Below are 21,734 nucleotides of genomic sequence, written 5' to 3' on the forward strand. Positions count from 1 at the left end.
CTTCAAACAATATATAAAAAAAGATTTCTAATCATTAGAAATCTTTTTTTGTTGATTTAATTCTTCAATAATACTTTCAATTTTATTACCATATTCAATTGATGTATCTATAACAAACTGTAGCTCAGGACATTTACGAACTGTTAAACGTTTTGCTAAAAGAGTACGAATAAATCCTTTAGAGTGTTGTAAAGCTTCCATTCTTTTTTGAGGATTTTTATTTAAAAAAGAAACATAAACTTTAGCAATTGATAAATCATTTGTTACTTCTACACCAGTAATCGTACAAAAACCTATGGCTGGATCTTTAACTTCCATTTGAATAATATCAGATAATTCTCTTTGAATAATATTATTTAATTTTTCTTTTTTTAATACCATAAAAGATCAGCTCCTATTTTCTTTCGACTTCTTCCATGATGAATCCTTCAATGATATCTCCTTCTTTAATATCATTATAGTTTTCAATTGTCATACCACATTCATACCCAGCCGATACTTCTTTTGCATCGTCTTTAAATCGTTTTAAAGATGCTAATTTTCCTTCATAAATAACAACACCATCACGGATTAAACGAATACCACAATCTCTACGTATATATCCATCTGTTACATATGAACCAGCAATATTTCCAATTTTAGAAACCTTGATAACTTGTCTAATTTCAGCTTGACCAGTTACAACTTCTTCTAATTCAGGAGCAAGCATACCACGCATAGCCGCTTCAATTTCTTCAACCATTTTATAAATAATATTATGAAGTCTGATTTCTACTCCTTCTTCCTCTGCTTTACGTCTTACGTTAGCATCAGGACGAACATTAAATCCATAAATAATAGCTTTAGAAGCACTAGCCAATAAAACATCAGATTCACTGATTGCACCAACAGTCGAACGAATAACATTGACACGTACACCATCAATATCAATCTTTTCTAATGAACCCTTAACAGCCTCAGCTGTACCATTGACATCAGCTTTGACAATAATATTTAAATGAGCAACCTGTCCTTCTTTAATTTGGTTGAACAAATCATCTAAGCTCATTGCTGAGCTAACACCACGATCTTGTTCCTGTTTAGCCTTTTGTCTTTCTTCTCCAACATGACGAGCCATCTTTTCAGTTTCAAATGCCATAAACTTATCACCAGCTACAGGCACATCATTCAATCCTGTAATTTCTACTGGAGTTGAAGGACCAGCTTCTTTTAATTCTTTTCCATGATCACCAAGCATCTGACGAACACGTCCATAGGCAGTTCCTACAACAATTGGATCTCCAGCTCTTAATGTTCCATTTTGTACAAGTAAAGTTGCAACAGGTCCTCTTCCTTTATCCAAACGACCTTCAACAACACTACCATAAGCATAACGTTTTGGATTTGCTTTTAAATCAGCAAGTTCAGCAACAACTGTCAATGTTTCTAATAATTCCTGAATTCCAATTCCTTTTTTTGCAGAAATATTACAGTAAACTGTATCTCCACCCCATTCTTCAGGCATTAAACCTAATTCACTCATTTCACCTTTGATACGTTCAGGATCAGCACCTTCTTTATCAATTTTATTAATAGCGACAACAATAGGTACACCAGCAGCTAAGGCATGGTCAACTGCTTCTTTTGTTTGTGGCATAACGCCATCATCAGCAGCAACAACAATAATAACAATGTCTGTTAATTGCGCTCCACGGGCACGCATTGCAGTAAATGCTTCATGTCCAGGCGTATCCAAGAACGTGATTTTCTTTCCATTCACTTCAACCTGATAAGCACCAATATGTTGAGTAATACCACCAAATTCGCCTTCTGCCACTCTTGATTTTCTAATATAATCAAGTAAAGTTGTCTTACCATGATCAACATGTCCCATAATTGTAACAACTGGTGGACGACCAACTAAATCAGCTTCATCATCAATGATTTCAATATCTTCAAAGTTAATTTCACTGACAATAACCTTTTTCTTTACTTCATAACCATACTCAAGACAAATTAACTCAACTTGTTCATCATTTAATGATGAATTGATTGTTACCATTGTTCCAAGCATGAATAAAACTTTAATAACATTAGCTGGTGTCTGTCCAATCATCTCAGCTAATTCACCAACTGTAATACCATCTTCATATTCAATAATTCCATCTCCCAATTTCTTTTCTTCCTTTTTTTGTGGAATATTAGAAATGAGCTTCTTTTTATGATGGTTTCCCTTTTTCTTTGTTGATGTATTCTTTTTTGCCATAATATCAACCTCCTCGTTTTGATTTGATTTTATTTGCAAAACCTTTATCCAATATACCTAACGCAACACGATTGTTTTTCCCAATGGCTTGAGAAAGTTCTTCACTTTGTCCCATAACACAATAATCAATATGATAATAGGTACATTTATCAATATATTTCTTTTTGGTATTATCACTTGCATCTTCTGCAATGATAACAAAATCAACCTTTTTTTGTCGAATTGACTTTAATAACACATCTCCTGTAGCAATTTTTCTAGCACGCATTGCTAATCCCAACAATGAAATCGTACTTTTATCCAACATATTTTTTTAATTCTTCAAAAATCTCATCAGGTATATCTACTTCAAGAGATTTTTTTAAAACTCCTTTTTTTTGAGCTATTTCAATTGCTTCAAGGCTTCTTTTTAAATAAGCACCTCTTCCATTCATCTTTCCTGTTGGATCAACAAATACTTCACCTTCTTTATTTCTCACCACACGAATCAATTCTTTTTTAGGCAATTGTTCTTGTGTTGCTACACACTTTCTTAAAGGTATCTTTCGCACTCAAAATCACCCCTATTTTTCATCATAATATTTGTCAAATTCATCATAATCAATGTCTTCATCATATTTTGGATCATAATCATAATCATCATACTCATCATAGTCATCATAATCATCGAATTCTTCTGATTCCTCTGATTCATCATGATCTTCTTGATACATATCACTATCTTCTTCCATTATATCATTTTCTTCGAAATTTTCTTGTAATTCTTCATCTGTTTCAGATAATTTATCTTCAAATGATTCTTCAATAACAGGTTCGTCTTCTTTTATCATTTCTGCTTCAAATGATTTTTCAAATTCAGCATCTTCACCATATATAATACCTTCATTTGCAGCTTCACTAACTGACTTGATATCTATTTTCCATCCAGTTAATCGTACTGCTAAACGTGCATTTTGACCTCTTTTTCCAATAGCAAGTGATAACTGATTATCAGGAACTATAACTAAAGCACTGTGTTTTTCTTCATCAATATCGACATGTACAACATCTGATGGTGATAAGGCGTGTGAAATATACACAACTGGATCTTCACTCCATTCAACAATATCAATCATTTCTCCATTTAATTCATTCACAACATTGCGTACACGGCTTCCTTTTGGACCAACACATGCTCCAATAGGATCAATATTTTCATGACTTGTATAAACTGCAATCTTGCTACGATCTCCAGCTTCACGAGATACAGATTTGATTTCAACAGTTCCATCATAAATTTCAGGAACTTCCATTTCAAATAATCTTTTTACTAATCCAGGTTCTGTTCTTGAAACACCAATATGTGTTCCTTTTGTATTACGTTCAACATCACTCACATAAACTTTAATACGTTGCCCTTCATATATCTTTTCACCTGGAATTTGTTGATTTAATGGTAATAAAGCACCTGTTCTACCAATATTAATAATCGCAAAACGTTCTTCTACGCGATCAACAGTTCCATTAATAATATCATCTTTTTTATCAATATATTCGTTATATAATGTTTCTTTTTCAGCTTCACGAATTTTTTGTTTCAACAACTGTTTTGTCTGAATAGCTGCCAAACGTCCAAAAACTTCTGGATCAACTTCAGTGACAACATCATCACCTATTTGATACTTAGGATTAATCATTTGAGCTTCTTCTAAAGACAGTTCATAATCTTCATCATTGACATCATCAACAACATGTTTAATCTCATATAAACGAATCTTTCCATTGATTTCATTAATTTCAACACGAATAATTGACTCAGGACCACCATAGTTCTTTTTATATGATTTTTCTAATGCTTCTTTTAAAGCATCAAGCACAATTTCTTTTTTGATACCTTTTTCACTTTCTAATAAATCAAGTGCCTGAATAAATTTTTTACTAGCCATTTTACATTATCCTCCTTAAAATTTAACAGCTAACCTTATAAAAGCAATATCATTATAATCAATATTGCATTTTTTCTTAATGTTTTTTACCATATACTGTAACTCAATTTGAGTACCTTCAACATTCAGTATTGTCCCATAAACCTCATTCATACCTTGAGTTGGATTCTTAAACTGGATATATACATACTCTCCAATAGATTGTTGAACTTTTTCAAGTGCTTTTAATGGTTTTTCAGCACCAGGTGAAGATACTTCTAAATAATACTCATCTTCAATCAAATCTTCCTGATCTAACATATCGCTAATAGCTTCACTCACTGCAACACATGTATCCATATCAAGATGACCATTATTTTTCTCAATAAAAATTCTTAAATACCATTCATTTTTTTCTTTGACATATTCAATGTCATCTAAATAAACATCATGATCATTTAATATAGGTTGAATAAGTTGTTTGATTTTTTCTAGCATATAATCCTCCGTTTACAAATATAAACGAGAGGGTTTCCCCTCTCGTAAATCACTGATTACTTTTATAATATAACATAATCAATCACAAAAAACAATGCTTTCATCACCATTTTTATGAGAAATCAAATAATGATAATTGATTCTCTTCAGACATATTTTCAAATGCCCCCAGTTTTGTTAGAAAATCAATTTGATTATTTGTTAATTTTGTACGTTTCATGACATCTTCTTTTGATAAGAATCTATTTTTCTGTCGTGCTTCAACAACACTATCACCAACGGATGTTCCTAAACCATCAATAGAAACAAATGGTGGTAATAATGCCGAGTCATCATCTGGATCTATAATAAAGTTCTGCGAATCAGATTTTTCCAAAGAAATATTACTAAAATGCATTCCTCTTTCAAACATTTCTAAGGCGATTTCAAAAACAGAAATCAAAGCTTCTTCTTTATTTGAAATTTTGACTCCGTTTTGCTTATCATTTAAAATGCTCTGATATTTCGCATAGACAGCTTCCTTTCCTTGAATCATCGTTTCAATATCATAGGCATCACAACGTGTCGTGAAATAGACAGCATAATATTCTCTAGGATAATATAATTTCCACCAAGCAACACGTACGGCACTTAAAACATACGCTGCAGCATGAGCTTTAGGGAACATGTATTTGATTTTTTTACATGATTCAATATACCATGTTGGTACATCATGCTGACGCATTAGCTCTTCATATTTTTTCTCTGGAAAAACAACCGGTGATTTTCCTTTACGAACGCATTCCATAATATCAAAAGCATCTTTATTAGGTAGACCTTTTTCAATCAAATAAACCATAATATCATCACGACACCCAATAACTTCTTTTAGCGTACATGTTCCTGAACTAATCAGTGTTTCAGCGTTTCCAAGGTAAACATCTGTTCCATGAGATAGCCCTGATAAAATAACCAAATCACTAAATGAAGTTGGATGCGTCTGTTCAAGCATCCCACGTACAAACTTAGTACCAAACTCAGGCAATCCAAGTGCTCCCGTTTTACAATTTAAATAACTCAAATCAATGCCTAATGCTTCTGTCGAATTAAATAAACTCATGACTTTTGGATCATTGGTTGGAATATCCTTAGGATTAACGCCAGTTAAATCTTGCAGCATTCTAATAACGGTTGGATCAACATGTCCTAAAATATCAAATTTTAATACATTATCATGAATAGCATGGAAGTCAAAGTGCGTTGTTTTCCATTCCGCAGATAAATCATCAGCAGGATATTGATATGGTGTAAAATCAAAGACATCCATATTTTCAGGAATAACAATGATTCCTCCTGGATGCTGACCAGTTGTACGTTTTACACCCGTACATCCTTTAGCAATTCTTTCCAGTTCAGCCTGACGCATAGTATTTTCTTTTCCCATTAACTCTGCATAACCTTTTGCATAACCATAAGCTGTTTTTTCAGCTACAGTTGAGATTGTACCGGCACGATAGACATGACTTTCACCAAAAATTTCTTTTGTATAAGCATGAGCCGTTGGCTGATAATCACCTGAGAAGTTTAAATCAATATCCGGTACTTTATCAGCATTAAATCCCAAGAATGTTTCAAATGGAATGTTATGTCCATCACCTTTTAAAGGATGTCCACATTTCGGACATTTTTTATCAGGAAGATCATAACCATTAGCAATATACCCTTCGGGTAAAAACTCATTATATTGACAATGTGGGCAATAATAATGCGGAGGTAAAGGATTAACTTCTGAAATATTAGCCATTGTCGCAACAAATGACGACCCTACTGATCCTCGACTTCCTACAAGATAGCCTGCCTCGTTAGATTTTTTAACAAGCTTATGTGCAATATAATAGATAACTCCAAAACCATGTTTAATGATATTATCTAATTCCTTTGTTAAACGCTTTTCAACAATATCAGGTAGAACTTTGCCATATTGTTTATGCGCATTATCAAAACATAATTGACGTAAATTTTCATCAGCATTATCAATATGAGGTGTAAATAATTTATCATGAACAACATGGAAGGAACCATCAATCATATCTGCAATTTTATTTGTATTTTCAATAACATATTCATACTTTTCATCTTCACTTAAATAAGAAAGACTATCCATCATTTCCTGAGTTGTACGTAAATACTCATCAGGTGTCCAAGCTGTAGGATTATTACGATCTGTCAATGGATGCAAAGCTCCACCTAATCCAATCTTAGGATTGCATGTAAAAACATCTCGGAAAATTTTATCTTTTTGATCTAAATAATGAACATCACCAGTCGCAACAATCAATTTTCCCATTTCTTTTGCAGTATCTACAATACGACGCAAAATACGAGTGAGATCTTCCATCGTATCAACACGGCCTCTTTCAACAAAATATTGGCATATATCTAATGGAAGAATTTCAATATAATCATAAAAAGACATCGCTTTTTTTAATTCATCAAGACTTCTTGTCATTGCAAGATCAAAAATTTCTGAGTTATAGCACCCACTACCAAATAATAAACCTTCACGATAAAACTCTAAACGTTCTCGTGGAATACGTGATGTTTTTTCAAAATAAGTTGTATTCGCTTCAGAAACAAGTTTAAACATATTTTTTAAACCTGTTTTATCTTTAGCAAGAACACACATGTGTTTAGGACGAACAATCTTATATGCCTGTGGACATTCCATTTTATTCATATCCAATACATTATAATAACCTTGTTGCATCAAATCATGTAACATCATATTAAAAACACCAGCTAAAACTTCAGCATCATAATCAGCACGATGGGCATCATCACCATCATAAGGAATACGATAATGTCTGGCAACATTACCTAAACGATATCCTTTCAAATCTGGTAAAAGCTTCCACGCTAAAGTTAATGAGTCAATAGCTGGATTCTTTAATTTCTGATATCCATATCGTGTTAAGATTTCATTTAAAAATCCAACATCAAAAGTTGCATTATGAGCCACAATAACATCATCACCAAAGAAGTCTAAAATTTTCGGTATAAATTCTTCAATTGAAGGTGCATTTTTAACATCTTCATTTGTAATATGTGTTAAATTGGTAATCTTCTGTGAGATACGTTTATGAGGTTTAATAAGGCTTTGAATACGATCAATTTCCTGTCCATTTTTTATTTTAACCGCACCAAATTCAGTAATATCATCATCCATAACAGATAATCCAGTTGTTTCAAGGTCAAAAGATACAAATGTTAAATCTTTTAATGTTTTGTCTGTTTCATTATAAACAACTGTAAATTCTGGATCAATCATATACATTTCGACCCCATAAATCATTTTGATCTTATGTTTCTGACTTGCTGTTTGTGCCTCTGGAAATGATTGAACATTTCCATGATCAGTAACAGCTATAGCCTGATGTCCCCAATAAGCAGCTCTTTCGATATACTCAGAAATACTGCCAATTCCATCCATTGATGACATCTTTGAATGCACATGTAATTCAACACGTTTTTTTTCAGACTGATCTTGACGTATTTTAGGTGAAGGAATGACTTCTACTTCTCGAGCCACAATAACAGTATCTTTCATATATGTATCATATTCGACATTTCCTTTTACACGTACCCAAACATTACCTTTTTTGACTTTATTCATCTCTTCAACACTGTTGCCACCTTTATTTTCAAAACGTTTAACAACAATACTGTTGGTATAATCAGTCACATATAATGATTGAATTGTTTTTCCTGATTTGACTTTCTTAGATTCTTCTTTAAAAACATAGCCTTGAATCATCACTTCTTTGACCGTGTCATCAATTTCATCAATTGTTAATGAAAAATAATCTTTTTTATATCCTTGATACTTTGGTTTATTTTCTTTTTTGGGAGCTTCACTAACCTGATCAAATGTTTTCATATCAACTTGAACTTCATTTAAAGCATCCATTTCCTCTTGGATGGATTGATATGTTTGATTATTTTGATCAATAAAAGCATGAAAACCAATTTGCATTCCAAATTTATTAAAATACTTATCAAAAATTTTATATAATTTCTCTAGCTGATTGAGTTGAATATCATTAATAACCTCAATTTCAAGAGTATTATTTTCAAAAGATAATAAATCTTCTTTAATAAAATCAATTTGTGGAAAACGATGTTTTAATCCATCAAAAATAAATAGAGCATATTCTTTAACGTCTTGAGGAGTATATGAAGATGCCCAATCAAAAAGAAATTCACATGGATAAGGAAATTCTTTTTTAGCTGCGAATAATAATCTGATTTCTGTTAATGGCACAATATGTGATGCACCAATATAAAATGTATAAGAATTATCTTTATGTACAATCACACGCTCAATATAAGCATGTTTCAAAGCAGAAACTTCGTTTTCAAGATGAAGCTGCTGTAATAATATAAGCATTTTATCCATCCAATAAACCTCCTATAGCAAAAAGGGATAAAAATCCCTTTTATTGAAATATTCTTAAAACATCTTGATATGTGACAAAAATCATTAATAACATAACTAATCCTAATCCACAAAGCTGCAAAGCAATCTTGATTTTTTCAGGCAATTCTCTTCCAATAACCTTTTCAATTAATGCAAAAATAACCTGACATCCATCCAAACCAGGAATTGGCAATAAGTTAAAGATACCTACATTGACTGAAAGCAAAGCTAATAAATTTAAAATGTAAGTAATCTGTCCGGTTTGTGTGACCTGTGAAGTGACCTGATAAATTCCTACAGGCCCAGAAAGCTGTGTCACTGTTTCACTAAAACGAGTAATCAATTGACCAAGAGCCACAAAAATCGCAACACTCATTTCACCAATAGAAATAAACGTATATTGAATCGCTTCAGCTATATTCATAGAACGTGTTGCCTGATAAATTCCTAATTTATAAGCTTGTGATGACTGATCATATTTTAAAGTTGCCTGTAAATTTTTTGTCTGCCCATCACGATCCACTTTAATTTGAACATGGATTGTAGATGCGGTTGTTTGAAGATCTTTTTGAGTCAGTTGAATATCCCCAAAATTTGATACTAAAATAACTTGTCCTGTTTCATTAATCGTTAATTCTTGAATAGTATCTCCAGTTTCTAATCCTGCCTGTTGAGCAGGAGAATTTTCTATAATTTGACCAACTTGAGCTGTTTGAACAGGTAACTGACCACTCAATGCATTAACACCAAATGTGACAACAACTGCCAATACAAAATTCATAAAGACTCCAGCCAAAAAGATAATCACTTTCTGATATGTTTTAATTCCTTTTAAAGTTCTTTCAAGAGGAATATCTTTGAGTTCTTCTTCGTCACTCTGTTCTTCACCAGCCATAGAAACAAAGCCCCCAAAAGGCAAAGCACGAATTTCATATTCCGTTTCCTTACCTTTTTTAGACCATAATTTAGGACCAAATCCTATTGAAAAGTGTGAACAATAGACACCAAAAATTTTAGCAGCAATGAAATGTCCAAATTCATGAATAATAATGATTGAACCTAATATCAATAAAAATACTATGATAGTAATGATTGTCTGCATCTATATTTCTCCTACTCTTTCTTTTACAAAATTTCTTGCCCATTGATCAATTTCAATGAGTTGTTCTAAAGTTGGATGATCAATCCAATGATGCGCACGCATAGCTTCTTCAACATATTTTTCAATATCTAAAAATTCAATTTTTTTCTTTAAAAATAAAGTATTTGCCTGTTCATTTGCACCATTTAAAACACATGGCATTGAACCTCCTCTACGCCCTGCTTCATATGCCAAAGCTAATGCATGAAAACGATGAAAATCAGGTTTTTCAAAATGCAAAGTTCCCACTTCACTTAATGATAAACGTTTGCCACCCATTAATGGGAAACGATGCGGATAAGTTAAAGCATATTGAATAGGTAAACGCATGTCCGGTGTTCCAAGCTGTGCAATAACAGCAGTATCCTTATATTCAACCATGGAATGTATAATACTTTCTGGATGAATAAGAACTTCTATATCGTCATAATCAACATCAAAAAGCCATTTGGCTTCCATGACTTCAAGACCTTTATTAAATAAAGTCGCACTATCAATGGTAATCTTTGCACCCATAGACCAGTTTGGATGCTTAAGTGCATCTTCAACACTGACATGTGAAAGTTCAGATCTTGTTTTATCACGAAAACTTCCACCACTTGCTGTTAAAATAATTTTATTAATTTCTCCATGATATTCCCCATTGATACATTGAAAAATAGCAGAGTGTTCACTATCTACAGGTAATAACTGTACCCCATATTCTTTTATCAGAGGAATAATCAAATGTCCAGCAACAACAAGTGTTTCTTTATTAGCCAAAGCAATATCTTTATGAGCTTTAATAGCATTCATTGTAGGAAGCAAGCCAGCAAAACCAACAATTGCATTTAAAACAATATCAATTTCACTTAAAGTCGCAATACTTACCAAACCTTCCTGACCACAATAAAAATGAACATCTTTGTATTTTCTTTGAAGATAAAGCATATCTTCTTCATTTTGAACACAAATATGCTTAGCATGAATAACTGTCATTGTCTGTTCTAATAAATCAATATTTCGACCAGCACTCATGGCTACAATTTCAAACTCATCACGATGATGTTTCACAACATCAACAGTTTGTTGACCAATTGAACCGGTTACTCCTAAAACACAAATTTTCTTCATATTAAGCCACCACCATTGTTATAAAATGAATCAAAATACCAAAAACCATTGCATTAAAAAGAATTGAATCAAAACGATCTAAAATCCCACCATGACCAGGTAAAATCTGAGAGAAATCTTTGACTTCAAAGGTTCTTTTCATACTACTAAAAGTTAAATCACCAATTTGACTTGTCATTGTTAATATGAAACACATAATAATCAACCAGATTATGGGCATATCTATTTGAATATATGCACCATATCCAGCAGAAAGAACAGTTCCTAAAAAGATACCACCAATCGAACCTTCAATCGTTTTTTTAGGCGAAAGACGAGGATTTAATTTATGTTTTCCAAAACACATCCCTGTAAAATAAGCTCCTGTATCTGTACCAAAAGTAGCCAAAGCAAGAATCAAAATATATTCTAATCCATATGTTAAACGTAGTTGATAAAGCATATGTAATCCCATAGCAATTAAAACACCTGATGTAAAATAATAACACAATCTTAAAAAGTTCATACCTTCATCAAACATACTACATGCCATTAAAATAATCATATATAAAATAATAATTTCACTTGAAATCAGTAATGATTTTTCAAAATATAAAGAATAAAATACAAAGATAGCTACGATTGGATATAAATAAATATGAGCTTTAGGACGATTGCAGATAGAAAGCATTTCAAAAACAGCAATTCCTGCAACAATACCTATTAATGCCTTAAATGGTAAACCACCCCATATCACACATGGTAAAATAACAATAAGAAGAACAATAGCTGTAATAATACGTGTTTTCATTTTAAAACACCTCCAAATCTTCTTTCTCTACCTTGATATATCGCAATAGCATGATGCAATCTCTCTTCATCAAAATCAGGCCATAATGTCTCATCAAAAACAAATTCAGCATAAGCTAATTGCCAAAGTAAAAAATTTGATAAACGACATTCGCCACTACTTCTCACCATTAAATCAACAGGTGGAAGATCTTTTGTCATAAGATGTCTTTCAAAATAATCTTCTGTAATATCTTCTAAAGTAATATGACCATTTTTATATTGTTCGCAAATATCTTTTGTTGCTTCAATAATTTCATCACGACCACCATAAATAAAAGCAAATGTCAAAATCAACCCATGATTTTGTGCTGTTTGTGCAATTGCATCTTTAATGATTTTCTGTGTTTCTATTGGAGCCATTTCTAAATGACCAATATAACGAATTTGAACATCATTATCCATTAATTCCTTCAAATAAAGATTAAAAAATTCTTTAGGTAATTTAAAAATATATTCGACTTCACTGGCATCTCTTTTAAAATTTTCAGTAGAAAAAGCATAAACAGTCATAGCCTTTACACCAAGACGGTTTGCTTCTAAGGCTAAAGTACGAATTGTTTTTGTACCTTCATGATGTCCATATGTACGTGGCATTTTTCTTTTTTTTGCCCAGCGACCATTACCATCCATAATAAAAGCAATATGTTTAGGAATATTGGTCATATCTAAATCATAATCTATTTTTCTTTTTTTCTTAAAAAACATATCGTCACCTCATAATCTTTTTGTATTATAACATAAAAGGATTCAACATGCGAACTCTTATCTTAAAATATTCTACAAAAAAACTCCTACTTTTAAGCAGGAGTCTAAAAAACTAAACTGTCATTAAATCATTTTCTTTTTCTTTTGTTAATTGATCAATGATTTTAACATATTGATCAGTTAATTTTTGAACTTTCTCTTTACCTGATTTAACTTCATCTTCAGATAAATCAGCTTTTTCAACATCATCATTAGCATTTCTACGAATGTTACGTAAAGCCACTTTTGCATCTTCAGCATATTTTTTAGCTTGTTTTACGTATTCTCTTCTTGTTTCTTCAGTTAATGCTGGGACATTGATACGAATAATTTCACCATCATTTTGTGGTGTTAATCCTAAATTAGCTTCATAAATAGCATGTTCAATATCTTTTAAAATATTTTTATCATATGGTTTAACAACAAGTTGACGTCCTTCTACAACTGAAATACCAGCAGTTTGATTTAAAGGTGTCATTTCACCCCAGTAATTAACTTTTACTCTATCAAGCATAGTTGGATTGGCACGACCAGTTCTTACTGATGAAAGTTCGTGTTTAAAAGCTTCAATAGATTTCTCCATTTTTTCTTTAGTTTCTTCTAAAATTAAATCTAGCATGTTTCTTTCCCTCCTTTTGAAATAATTGTACCAATTGATTCACCATTACATGCACGTGCAATATTACCATCTTCTTGCATATTAAATACACAAAGATCGATACCATTGTCTTTACATAATGTAATTGCTGTTTGGTCCATGATATGTAAATCTTCATTTAATACATCTAAATATGTTATATGATCATATTTTTTAGCTTGTGGGTCGATTTTAGGATCAGCTGAATAAACACCATCAACACCATTTTTAGCCATTAAAATAACATCAGCATTCATTTCAGCAGCACGCAAAGCAGCAGTTGTATCAGTTGTAAAGAATGGACTACCAGTTCCTGCTCCAAAAATAACAATACGATTTTTTTCTAAATGACGTACCGCTCTTCTTCTAATATAAGGTTCTGCCACTTCTTTCATATCAATAGCTGATAATAAACGTGTATCCAAACCAATAGCTTCTAATGCATTTTGTAAAGCCATACCATTCATCACAGTTGCTAACATTCCCATATAGTCAGCAGCGGCTCTTTCCATACCCATATCACTACCAGTTTTACCACGCCAAATGTTTCCACCACCACAAACAATAGCAATTTCTACACCTAAATCTTTAGCATCTTTAATTTGTCTTGCAACATCTGCAACAACAACTGGATTAATTCCAAATCCCTGTTCACCAGCTAATGCTTCACCACTTAGCTTTAATAAAACTCTTTTGTACTTCATATGATCTCTCCTCCATTTTACAAGAAAAGGGCACAAAAAGTGTGTCCTTTCTATTTATATAATTATCCTCTCATTTGAGCAGCAACTTCTTCAGCAAAGTTTTCTTCACGTTTTTCCATTCCTTCACCAACTTCAAAACGTACCATTTCTAAAACTTTACCATTACCTAAGTATTGAGCTACTGTTTGATCAGAATCTTTAATGAATGCTTGATCAACTAAGCACATTTCTTTTAAGTTTTTGTTTAAACGCCCTTCAATCATTTTTTCAATAATATTTTCTGGTTTTGGTTTTGCACTCTTAGCATTTTCTTCCATAGCTTGAGCTTTTAAAACAGTTCTTTCATGTTCTAAAATTTCAGCTGGAATAGCTGTTCTATCAATATATTGTGGAGCAATTGCAGCAACTTGCATCGCAACATCTTTAGCTTTCACTTCATCAATACCAGAAGCTTTAACTAAAGCACACATTTTTCCACCCATATGAGAATATGCACCGAAGATTTCATCATCATTTTTAGTCATTACAGTAAATCTTCTTAAACTTAATTTCTCACCAATTTTACCACTTTTTTCAGCAATAACAGTTCCTAAATCTTTACCTTCAACATCTAATTGTAAAGCAGCTTCTACATCTTGAGGTTTTGCATTTACAATTGTTTTTGCTGTTAAAGCTACTAATTCCTGGAATTCAGCATTTTTAGCAACGAAGTCTGTTTCAGAGTTAACTTCAACGATTGCTGCAGCATTTCCATCAACAACAAAAGCAGTTAAACCTTCAGCAGCAATACGATCTGCTTTTTTTGCAGCTTTAGCAATTCCTTTTTCTCTTAACCAGTCAAAAGAAGCTTCTAAATCACCATTACAAGCTTCAAGTGCTTTTTTACAATCCATCATTCCAGCACCAGTTTTTTCACGTAATTCTTTTACTAATTTTGCACTAATAGCCATTTTTTTCTCCTCCATCTTTTTTATAAAAAAAGGAAAGCATAAGCTTCCCCTCTTATTAACTATGCTTCAGTTTTTTCTTCTTTAACTTCAGCTGGTTTGCTTACTTCAGCAGGTTTGTTATTTTTAGGACGTCCAGCATTTTTGTATCTAGGTCCTTTTTGTTTGTTTTCTTCTACAGAAGCAACAGCATCATTCATTGATACTTCTTTATCATCTTCATCTTTTACATAGGCAACTGTTACTGGTTCACCTTTTGCTTCACATACTGCATCTGCCATAGCAGCTACAATTAATTTAACAGCTCTAATAGCATCATCATTAGCAGGGATTACATAATCCACTTCATCAGGATCACAGTTTGTATCAACGATACCAAATACAGGGATACCTAAGATTCTTGCTTCTGCAACTGCGTTATGTTCAACTTTAGGATCTACTACAAATAAAGCATTTGGTAATCTTCTCATTTCTTTAATACCACCTAAGTTCTTTTCTAACTTAGCTTTTTCTTTCATAAGAAGAACTGCTTCTTTTTTAGTGAATAATTCTAAAGTTCCATCTTCTTCCATTTTTTCTAATTCTTTTAATCTTCTAATTCTCTTTTGGATAGTTTTGAAGTTAGTTAATGTTCCACCTAACCAACGAGAATTTACATAGAAACTTCCAGATCTTTCAGCTTCAGTTTGAACAGCTTCTTGAGCTTGTTTTTTAGTTCCTACAAATAAAACTTTTCCACCTTTAGCAACGATATCCATTAAAGCTGCATAAGCTTCATCAATTTTATCAGATGATTTCTTTAAATCAATGATATAAATACCGTTTCTAGCTGTGAAAATGTATGGAGCCATTTTTGGATTCCATCTTTTTGTTTGATGTCCAAAATGAACACCCACTTCTAATAATTTTTTCATTGAAATTACTGCCATTGTAACTTCCTCCCTTTCGTTTTTTTCCTCCATTGTTTCTAACATAAACCACCATGAACAGGCACTCGATTTATGAATTCACAATGTGTGTATTTTCAATACCCGTTGTATAATACCATAACACGTCCAAAAAAACAAGATAATTTCCTATATTTTTCATTTTTTTATACTTTTTAAAAGCTCTGGTACCATTTCTTTTTCACCTCTCATTTTTTGATCAATAACATAATAATTATGATAACCTCTTCGATATATTATACGATCATGAACAAGAGGTGGTCGTTGATTAGAAAAAGACGGTATCCTTCCATAATATGTCCTTAAATAAATAAAAATAAACCTATAAAAACAACATAGCTGATAAAAAAGATAGCATAAAATGACAACAGTATTCATTTGCAAATAAAATAAGAAAAGCAAACAATATACAAAAATAGATATTTTTAAAGTCAAAAATAAAGACTTTTTTAGATCCATAATACTTTGTAAAAGTAAGCTTAGAAATCTACCACCATCCAAAGGATAGATAGGTAAAAGATTAAAACACAAAACAAACATATTCATTGTTAATAAAAAGTCCTGATAAACACCATGACTTAACATTTGAATTCCTGCATAAATAAACAAATGACTACATGGTCCAGCTAAAACAACACACATTTCTTTCCAGATAGATTGAAAATAAAAATCTTCTAAATACAAATAAGCTCCAAATGGAAGCAATTCTATCTTTTTAATTTGAAAATGAAAATAATATGCCATCAAGAGATGGCATATTTCATGTAAACAAACAATCAATAAAGTTGAAAGATACCATTTCAAATATCCTCCCAGCCATGAAAAAAGAAAATAAACAAGTGTAATTGGGTGGATAGAAAGTTTATGATATAAGCTCTTCAAATGTTGAATAATCAATTTCCTGTTCACCTTGAGTAAAAACAATCATAACCTGATCTTCATATGTTCCCAATATAGTTGATTCTTCAACCTGGTCATACATACTTACAAAAACATCCTGCATATTTCCAAATGTCACTTCTATGTTATTTTCTAAAAGAATCGTTACATATTTTCCTAATAAATTCTGTTCTCCCACATAGATGACACGTCCCTTGCCAAAATTCAATACTTCGTTAGACTGATTCGTATAATAATTATCTTTGATATGTGTATAATTCATCTTTGATGAAACAGTTGCAGTTTCCTCTTGTCCTTGAAAAGACAAAAAATGCTGGTTAATCCATGATGTGACTTTTGAAAACTGCAAATCATTTAATACGTAATCTTTAATATAATCTCCATTAGGACTAACCTTAACATATGCACAAATAGCAATTCCCACAAGTAAAGCAACCATTGCTTTAATCATACCATTATAAATTCTAGAAAAATGACGATCGGTTAAGACAGGATGACGATGCGCCCTTCTCTTCTCCATTCTCCTTCTAATTTCATCAATATCATTCACAAGTTTTCACCTCATTTTAACTTATGAAAGAAAACAAAAAAATATTATCTAAAAAGACGTTCCAGTAGAGGTTTTCTTTTATTTTTTTGAAAAGGAATCTCCTGCCCCTCTAATCGTTTGACAATACGATCAAAACATCGATAAATATTTTCTTTTTTATTCATATAAATAGGCATTCCTTTATTGTTAGCCTCAATCATATCATGTTCTTCATAAACAATTCCAATCAATGGAATTGACAAAATATCGTAGGCTTCTTTAAGTGAAGGACAACGCCCTTTCAAAACATCTGATTCATTATATTTATTGACAAGCATATGTAATTGATCAACACCCTGTTTCAACAATAAGCCTACAACACGATCAGCATCACGTAAAGAAACAGTATCTAGATTGACAACGATAATAGCTTCTTTTGACAAACTACTGGCATATTGAAACCCTTTTTCAATACCAGCAGGACTATCAATCAATATATAATCAAATTCCTGTTTTAACTGTTCTACCATATTGATCATATAATCTAAATTTAAATTTTCAAAAGAAAGCGATTTACACGCAGGTAATAAATATAAAGATTGCATACGTTTATCTTTAACTAAAATCTGTTGTAAAGAACATTTATTTGAAATAACATCTTTCAAATCAAAAATCACTCTATTTTCTAATCCTAACATGACATCTAAGTTTTTCAAACCAAAATCCGCATCTATTAAACATACTTTTTTATTCATATTGGCTAATGCATAACCCAAATTAATGGTCATACTACTTTTTCCAACACCACCTTTACCCGATGTAATGACTATAGTTCGACACATAATTTTCCTCCTTCGTCAAAATAATCTGGTTATCTTTATAATAAACGCTTGTGAGTGCAGAAGTTGTCAAATCATGTAATGTCTGTTGATTAATTATAATTTGAGCATTTTGAAAATCATGTCCAAATATACGTACATCTTCATTCATTGCGACAATAGTTCCTTTGACTGTATTAAGAAAATAAACATTCTGATAACAATAAACATAACTTCCTGGATTGACGATTCCTAAAAATAATGTTTCATGATCAATGATAATTTCTTCACCATTGTGAAGTTGTTCTTTTCTGATATGGACCTGATGAGGTTGTTGATGATATGTCATACCATCAAATAAAACCTTTTCTTTTTGCATCAGTAAATCCATCAAAGAATGAACTTCATCAATTGCTAAAACTCGACAGCCAAAATCAAAAAAAGCTCTTGGATAGTACCCCTCCTGTTGAAATAGGGGTTGCTCCAAAAGCTGATTCAAATCATCTAAAAACTGCTGAAATGTACAATTCTCATTGACTTTCATAACCAGTATTCCATTAATTCCTTTGACTTCAATATTCATTATTTCACCTCAATTTTCACTTTATTGTAGATCCAATAAATGATAACTGATAAAACAGCATTCAAAAGTAGTGTTGGTAATAATTGCATAACTACAAATGAAACCATTGGATATCTTGTCATATTGGTAATCCACATCAACCAATATACAATACATTCCTGGGCGAATATTGTCAAAACACAAAAAATTGTAGATTCAACAATATTTAATGTGTCTAATTTAAACAAATATGAACGAACAAAGGCGATTAAACAATAAATAAGAATATATATGGCTAAAGAATTTGCATAGACAACAGAATAATAAAGACCACATATGGTTGCAAAGAAATAACGTTCTGCACCGTCTATTGTCCTCACTAATAAAGCAAACATCATTAAACCTAAGTATGGTGTGATGGTTATTCCGGTTTTAGTGAAATTATAGGGCAAGAAATAATGAATTGTACTATCGACTACAAAACATAAAAAAACGACTAAAAAACATTTGACTAGATAGCTATCTTGGACACGTTTTCTCATTCGTCATTCACCCTTTGAACAACAGCAACATCATTAAGAGCATCAAAATCCACACTAGGTGTGACATCACAAACAGACTCAGTTGCATCATCACCAGTCGCATAATTTTCTACTGTTCCAACTAAAATACCTTTTGGACTCTTTCCTTTTCCACCTAGACCACTTGTTACAACCTTAGCATCTTTTTCAATTGTTTCAACATCACTTAGCAAAGTAATAGAATATTTATGCGTATTAATATTATAACGATTTAATAATCCATAGTATTCCTCATCACCACTTAAAATCATAACTGGCAATTGTGACTTGGATGTTTCACTTGATAATAAAGTGACTGTTGAAGAAATTTCACTGACACTTGTAATTGTCCCAATCATTCCCTGAGCATTGACTACTGCCATACCTTCCTGTACACCAGAAATTTTCCCTAAATTAATAGTGACCTGATTATTCCAGTTTTGAGCATCTCTAGCAATCACATTTGTATATTTTACCTGATATTCAGTAGGTAGATGATCAATATCCATAATTTCTTTTAAATCATTTAATTCATTTGTTAAAACTTCATTCATTGCACTCTCACGAGCTAAATTATCTAATTGTTCCTTCAGTTTTGCATTTTCTTCATAAACATCTTTTAAATCATTATATTCTTCAAATAATCCTGTTACATATTGAATAGGCGCTTTAATAATATAATATTCTAAATTTGCAATTGTATCTTTAAAAATAATTTCTATACTTGAAGCAGAACGACTGGTTACAAGTGTTAATACTGAAAATGAAACCAGTACAACTGTTATAATAACGATTCTTCTTTTTTGTTTTGTCCATTTATTACCTTTTCTATACAAAGATACCACCTCTTATCATTCATACATTATAATATCTCAATATAAAAAAAGCAATTCGTAAAAAACAATTTATCAAATTCCTATATTTTCACATCTTTATTCATAAAAAAACAATTGTTTTGCCATAATACTATAAAATTGATTCCACCCAATCACAATATGATCTATGACTTCAATTGACATCATTTGTCCTAATTTTTGAAACTGTTCTGTCATAAGCAAGTCTTCTTCACTAGGCAATGCATCTCCACTTGGATGGTTGTGTACTAAAACAATTTTTGCACTGCTTATAGCGATAGCTTCTTTAAAGACTTCTCTAGGCGTGACAACACTCATATTTAATGAGCCAATAAAAATGGTTTTTTCTTTGATGACTTTATTTTTATTATCCAAACAGAGCAACAGGAAATGTTCTTGCTTTAAAAACATCAACTGGTTATGTACTCTTCCAAAAATATCATAAGGATTGAGTAATGGCTTCTCTATTGATGAAACATCTTTTAATCTTTTAGCAATTTCTATAATACTCAATATTTCAATTGCTTTTGCTTGCTTAATTCCCTTCAAAGCAATCAAATCTGCATAAGTAACCGTCGATAGATTTGCAAAACCTCCAATTTCCGTTAATAGACGCTGTGACAATTGAATCACCGATTCATTTTTATGCCCAGTTCTTAATATCAGTGCCAACAATTCTACATTATTCAATGTTTCAATACCATATGTTAATGCTTTTTCACGTGGATTTTCTTCTAATGGTAATGTCTTAATCATAGATCATCACCTTTCGATAAAGAATCCAATAACATTTCATTTGTGGTAGATGTTGGCACAATATAAGTTTTCATGATTCCTTTTACCTGTGTAGCATGTTTTTCTATATCTTCTTTTTTTTCACTAATCATTGATAATACATAATATTGGTCATTTTTTGTATAGGTATATCCTTCGATTCCCATTTCTTTCAATTCAGCTAATTTTTCATCTTTATTACTTGCTTCCTTATAAATACCAACCTGATATGCATAAAGTGTCTTTTGTCCTAGAGAGCATCCATATGTAAAAATAAACATAAAAGCCAAAGAACTAACAACTGCAAAAATAACAACTTTCCATTCAAACTTCATTTTAATCACCCTTTCTAATCTATGCTATAACATATAAAAATATGAAAGGCAAATTGCCTTTCATATTACTAATCTCTCCATTCAATACTGATGAGTCTTGGAATTGAAATTCTTCCCTTCTTCGATTTAATAATTTTATACGCTGCAGCACCTAATATCAAATAAAGTAATGCAGTCGCAATTAAACCTCCACCTTGAATTTCACATTGCTGTTGTACGGTTAATTCTTTCATGC

General features: G+C 31.7%; 24 protein-coding genes. All 24 read right to left on the reverse strand.

Going from position 1 to position 21,734, the window contains the following annotated elements; all coding sequences use genetic code 11:
- Window positions 1-27: 27 nt before the first annotated feature.
- Window positions 28-381, reverse strand: a complete 354-nt coding sequence (rbfA, locus tag B5E79_RS00640; RefSeq protein WP_087244058.1) for a 30S ribosome-binding factor RbfA — start codon at window positions 379-381, stop codon at window positions 28-30.
- A 13-nt stretch (window positions 382-394) separates the two neighbouring features.
- Window positions 395-2,245, reverse strand: a complete 1,851-nt coding sequence (infB, locus tag B5E79_RS00645; protein WP_087296599.1) for a translation initiation factor IF-2 — start codon at window positions 2,243-2,245, stop codon at window positions 395-397.
- Window positions 2,246-2,249: 4 nt separating this feature from the next.
- A complete protein-coding gene (locus tag B5E79_RS00650; RefSeq protein WP_087296600.1) occupies window positions 2,250-2,552 on the reverse strand; it encodes a L7Ae/L30e/S12e/Gadd45 family ribosomal protein in 303 nt (100 codons plus the stop codon).
- Entirely contained in the window at window positions 2,542-2,796 is a 255-nt protein-coding gene (gene rnpM / locus B5E79_RS00655; protein ID WP_087244061.1) for an RNase P modulator RnpM, read from the reverse strand. Before rnpM ends, B5E79_RS00650 begins: the two co-directional genes overlap by 11 nt.
- A gap of 12 nt (window positions 2,797-2,808) precedes the next feature.
- Complete coding sequence (nusA, locus tag B5E79_RS00660) at window positions 2,809-4,170, reverse strand: transcription termination factor NusA (RefSeq protein ID WP_087296601.1); 1,362 nt, start codon at window positions 4,168-4,170, stop codon at window positions 2,809-2,811.
- A 15-nt stretch (window positions 4,171-4,185) separates the two neighbouring features.
- Complete coding sequence (locus B5E79_RS00665; protein WP_087296602.1) at window positions 4,186-4,647, reverse strand: ribosome maturation factor RimP; 462 nt, start codon at window positions 4,645-4,647, stop codon at window positions 4,186-4,188.
- A 112-nt stretch (window positions 4,648-4,759) separates the two neighbouring features.
- The gene (locus B5E79_RS00670) at window positions 4,760-9,082 is read right to left on the reverse strand and encodes a PolC-type DNA polymerase III (RefSeq protein WP_087296603.1); all 4,323 of its coding nucleotides are present in this window, start codon (window positions 9,080-9,082) and stop codon (window positions 4,760-4,762) included.
- A 40-nt stretch (window positions 9,083-9,122) separates the two neighbouring features.
- Entirely contained in the window at window positions 9,123-10,205 is a 1,083-nt protein-coding gene (locus B5E79_RS00675; protein WP_087244065.1) for a M50 family metallopeptidase, read from the reverse strand.
- A complete protein-coding gene (locus B5E79_RS00680) occupies window positions 10,206-11,357 on the reverse strand; it encodes a 1-deoxy-D-xylulose-5-phosphate reductoisomerase (protein WP_087244066.1) in 1,152 nt (383 codons plus the stop codon).
- A gap of 1 nt (window position 11,358) precedes the next feature.
- Window positions 11,359-12,147: a phosphatidate cytidylyltransferase gene (locus B5E79_RS00685; protein ID WP_087296604.1), complete on the reverse strand. Its 789-nt coding sequence runs from the start codon at window positions 12,145-12,147 to the stop codon at window positions 11,359-11,361.
- Window positions 12,144-12,893, reverse strand: coding sequence for an isoprenyl transferase (locus tag B5E79_RS00690; RefSeq protein ID WP_087296605.1), 750 nt, complete (start codon window positions 12,891-12,893; stop codon window positions 12,144-12,146). The genes B5E79_RS00685 and B5E79_RS00690 overlap by 4 nt, the downstream gene beginning before the upstream one ends.
- A 112-nt stretch (window positions 12,894-13,005) precedes the next feature.
- The gene (gene frr / locus B5E79_RS00695) at window positions 13,006-13,551 is read right to left on the reverse strand and encodes a ribosome recycling factor (RefSeq protein WP_087296606.1); all 546 of its coding nucleotides are present in this window, start codon (window positions 13,549-13,551) and stop codon (window positions 13,006-13,008) included.
- On the reverse strand, window positions 13,545-14,273 hold the full coding sequence (pyrH, locus tag B5E79_RS00700; protein ID WP_087244070.1) for a UMP kinase: 729 nt from the start codon (window positions 14,271-14,273) through the stop codon (window positions 13,545-13,547). The genes frr and pyrH overlap by 7 nt, the downstream gene beginning before the upstream one ends.
- Before the next feature lie 62 nt (window positions 14,274-14,335).
- Complete coding sequence (gene tsf, locus B5E79_RS00705) at window positions 14,336-15,223, reverse strand: translation elongation factor Ts (protein ID WP_087244071.1); 888 nt, start codon at window positions 15,221-15,223, stop codon at window positions 14,336-14,338.
- Between the two features lie 59 nt (window positions 15,224-15,282).
- Window positions 15,283-16,149: a 30S ribosomal protein S2 gene (gene rpsB, locus B5E79_RS00710; protein WP_087244093.1), complete on the reverse strand. Its 867-nt coding sequence runs from the start codon at window positions 16,147-16,149 to the stop codon at window positions 15,283-15,285.
- A gap of 156 nt (window positions 16,150-16,305) precedes the next feature.
- On the reverse strand, window positions 16,306-16,971 hold the full coding sequence (locus B5E79_RS00715; protein ID WP_241147420.1) for a site-2 protease family protein: 666 nt from the start codon (window positions 16,969-16,971) through the stop codon (window positions 16,306-16,308).
- A 58-nt stretch (window positions 16,972-17,029) separates the two neighbouring features.
- The gene (locus B5E79_RS00720) at window positions 17,030-17,617 is read right to left on the reverse strand and encodes a M23 family metallopeptidase (protein ID WP_087296608.1); all 588 of its coding nucleotides are present in this window, start codon (window positions 17,615-17,617) and stop codon (window positions 17,030-17,032) included.
- Window positions 17,618-17,661: 44 nt separating this feature from the next.
- Entirely contained in the window at window positions 17,662-18,438 is a 777-nt protein-coding gene (minD, locus tag B5E79_RS00725; RefSeq protein WP_087244074.1) for a septum site-determining protein MinD, read from the reverse strand.
- Complete coding sequence (locus tag B5E79_RS00730) at window positions 18,407-18,997, reverse strand: hypothetical protein (RefSeq protein ID WP_087296609.1); 591 nt, start codon at window positions 18,995-18,997, stop codon at window positions 18,407-18,409. The genes minD and B5E79_RS00730 overlap by 32 nt, the downstream gene beginning before the upstream one ends.
- The gene (locus B5E79_RS00735) at window positions 18,997-19,518 is read right to left on the reverse strand and encodes a rod shape-determining protein MreD (protein WP_087244076.1); all 522 of its coding nucleotides are present in this window, start codon (window positions 19,516-19,518) and stop codon (window positions 18,997-18,999) included. The genes B5E79_RS00730 and B5E79_RS00735 overlap by 1 nt, the downstream gene beginning before the upstream one ends.
- Window positions 19,515-20,372, reverse strand: coding sequence for a rod shape-determining protein MreC (gene mreC / locus B5E79_RS00740; protein WP_087296610.1), 858 nt, complete (start codon window positions 20,370-20,372; stop codon window positions 19,515-19,517). Before mreC ends, B5E79_RS00735 begins: the two co-directional genes overlap by 4 nt.
- A 96-nt stretch (window positions 20,373-20,468) precedes the next feature.
- Window positions 20,469-21,146: a RadC family protein gene (radC, locus tag B5E79_RS00745; RefSeq protein ID WP_087296611.1), complete on the reverse strand. Its 678-nt coding sequence runs from the start codon at window positions 21,144-21,146 to the stop codon at window positions 20,469-20,471.
- Window positions 21,143-21,499 carry a hypothetical protein gene (locus tag B5E79_RS00750; protein WP_087296612.1) on the reverse strand — a complete coding sequence of 119 codons (357 nt, stop codon included), beginning with the start codon at window positions 21,497-21,499 and terminating at the stop codon, window positions 21,143-21,145. Before B5E79_RS00750 ends, radC begins: the two co-directional genes overlap by 4 nt.
- A 68-nt stretch (window positions 21,500-21,567) precedes the next feature.
- On the reverse strand, window positions 21,568-21,732 hold the full coding sequence (locus B5E79_RS13555) for a hypothetical protein (RefSeq protein ID WP_164483487.1): 165 nt from the start codon (window positions 21,730-21,732) through the stop codon (window positions 21,568-21,570).
- Window positions 21,733-21,734 lie beyond the last annotated feature (2 nt).

The organism is Massilimicrobiota sp. An134 (assembly GCF_002160815.1).
Classification (GTDB): domain Bacteria; phylum Bacillota_I; class Bacilli_A; order Erysipelotrichales; family Coprobacillaceae; genus Allocoprobacillus; species Allocoprobacillus merdigallinarum.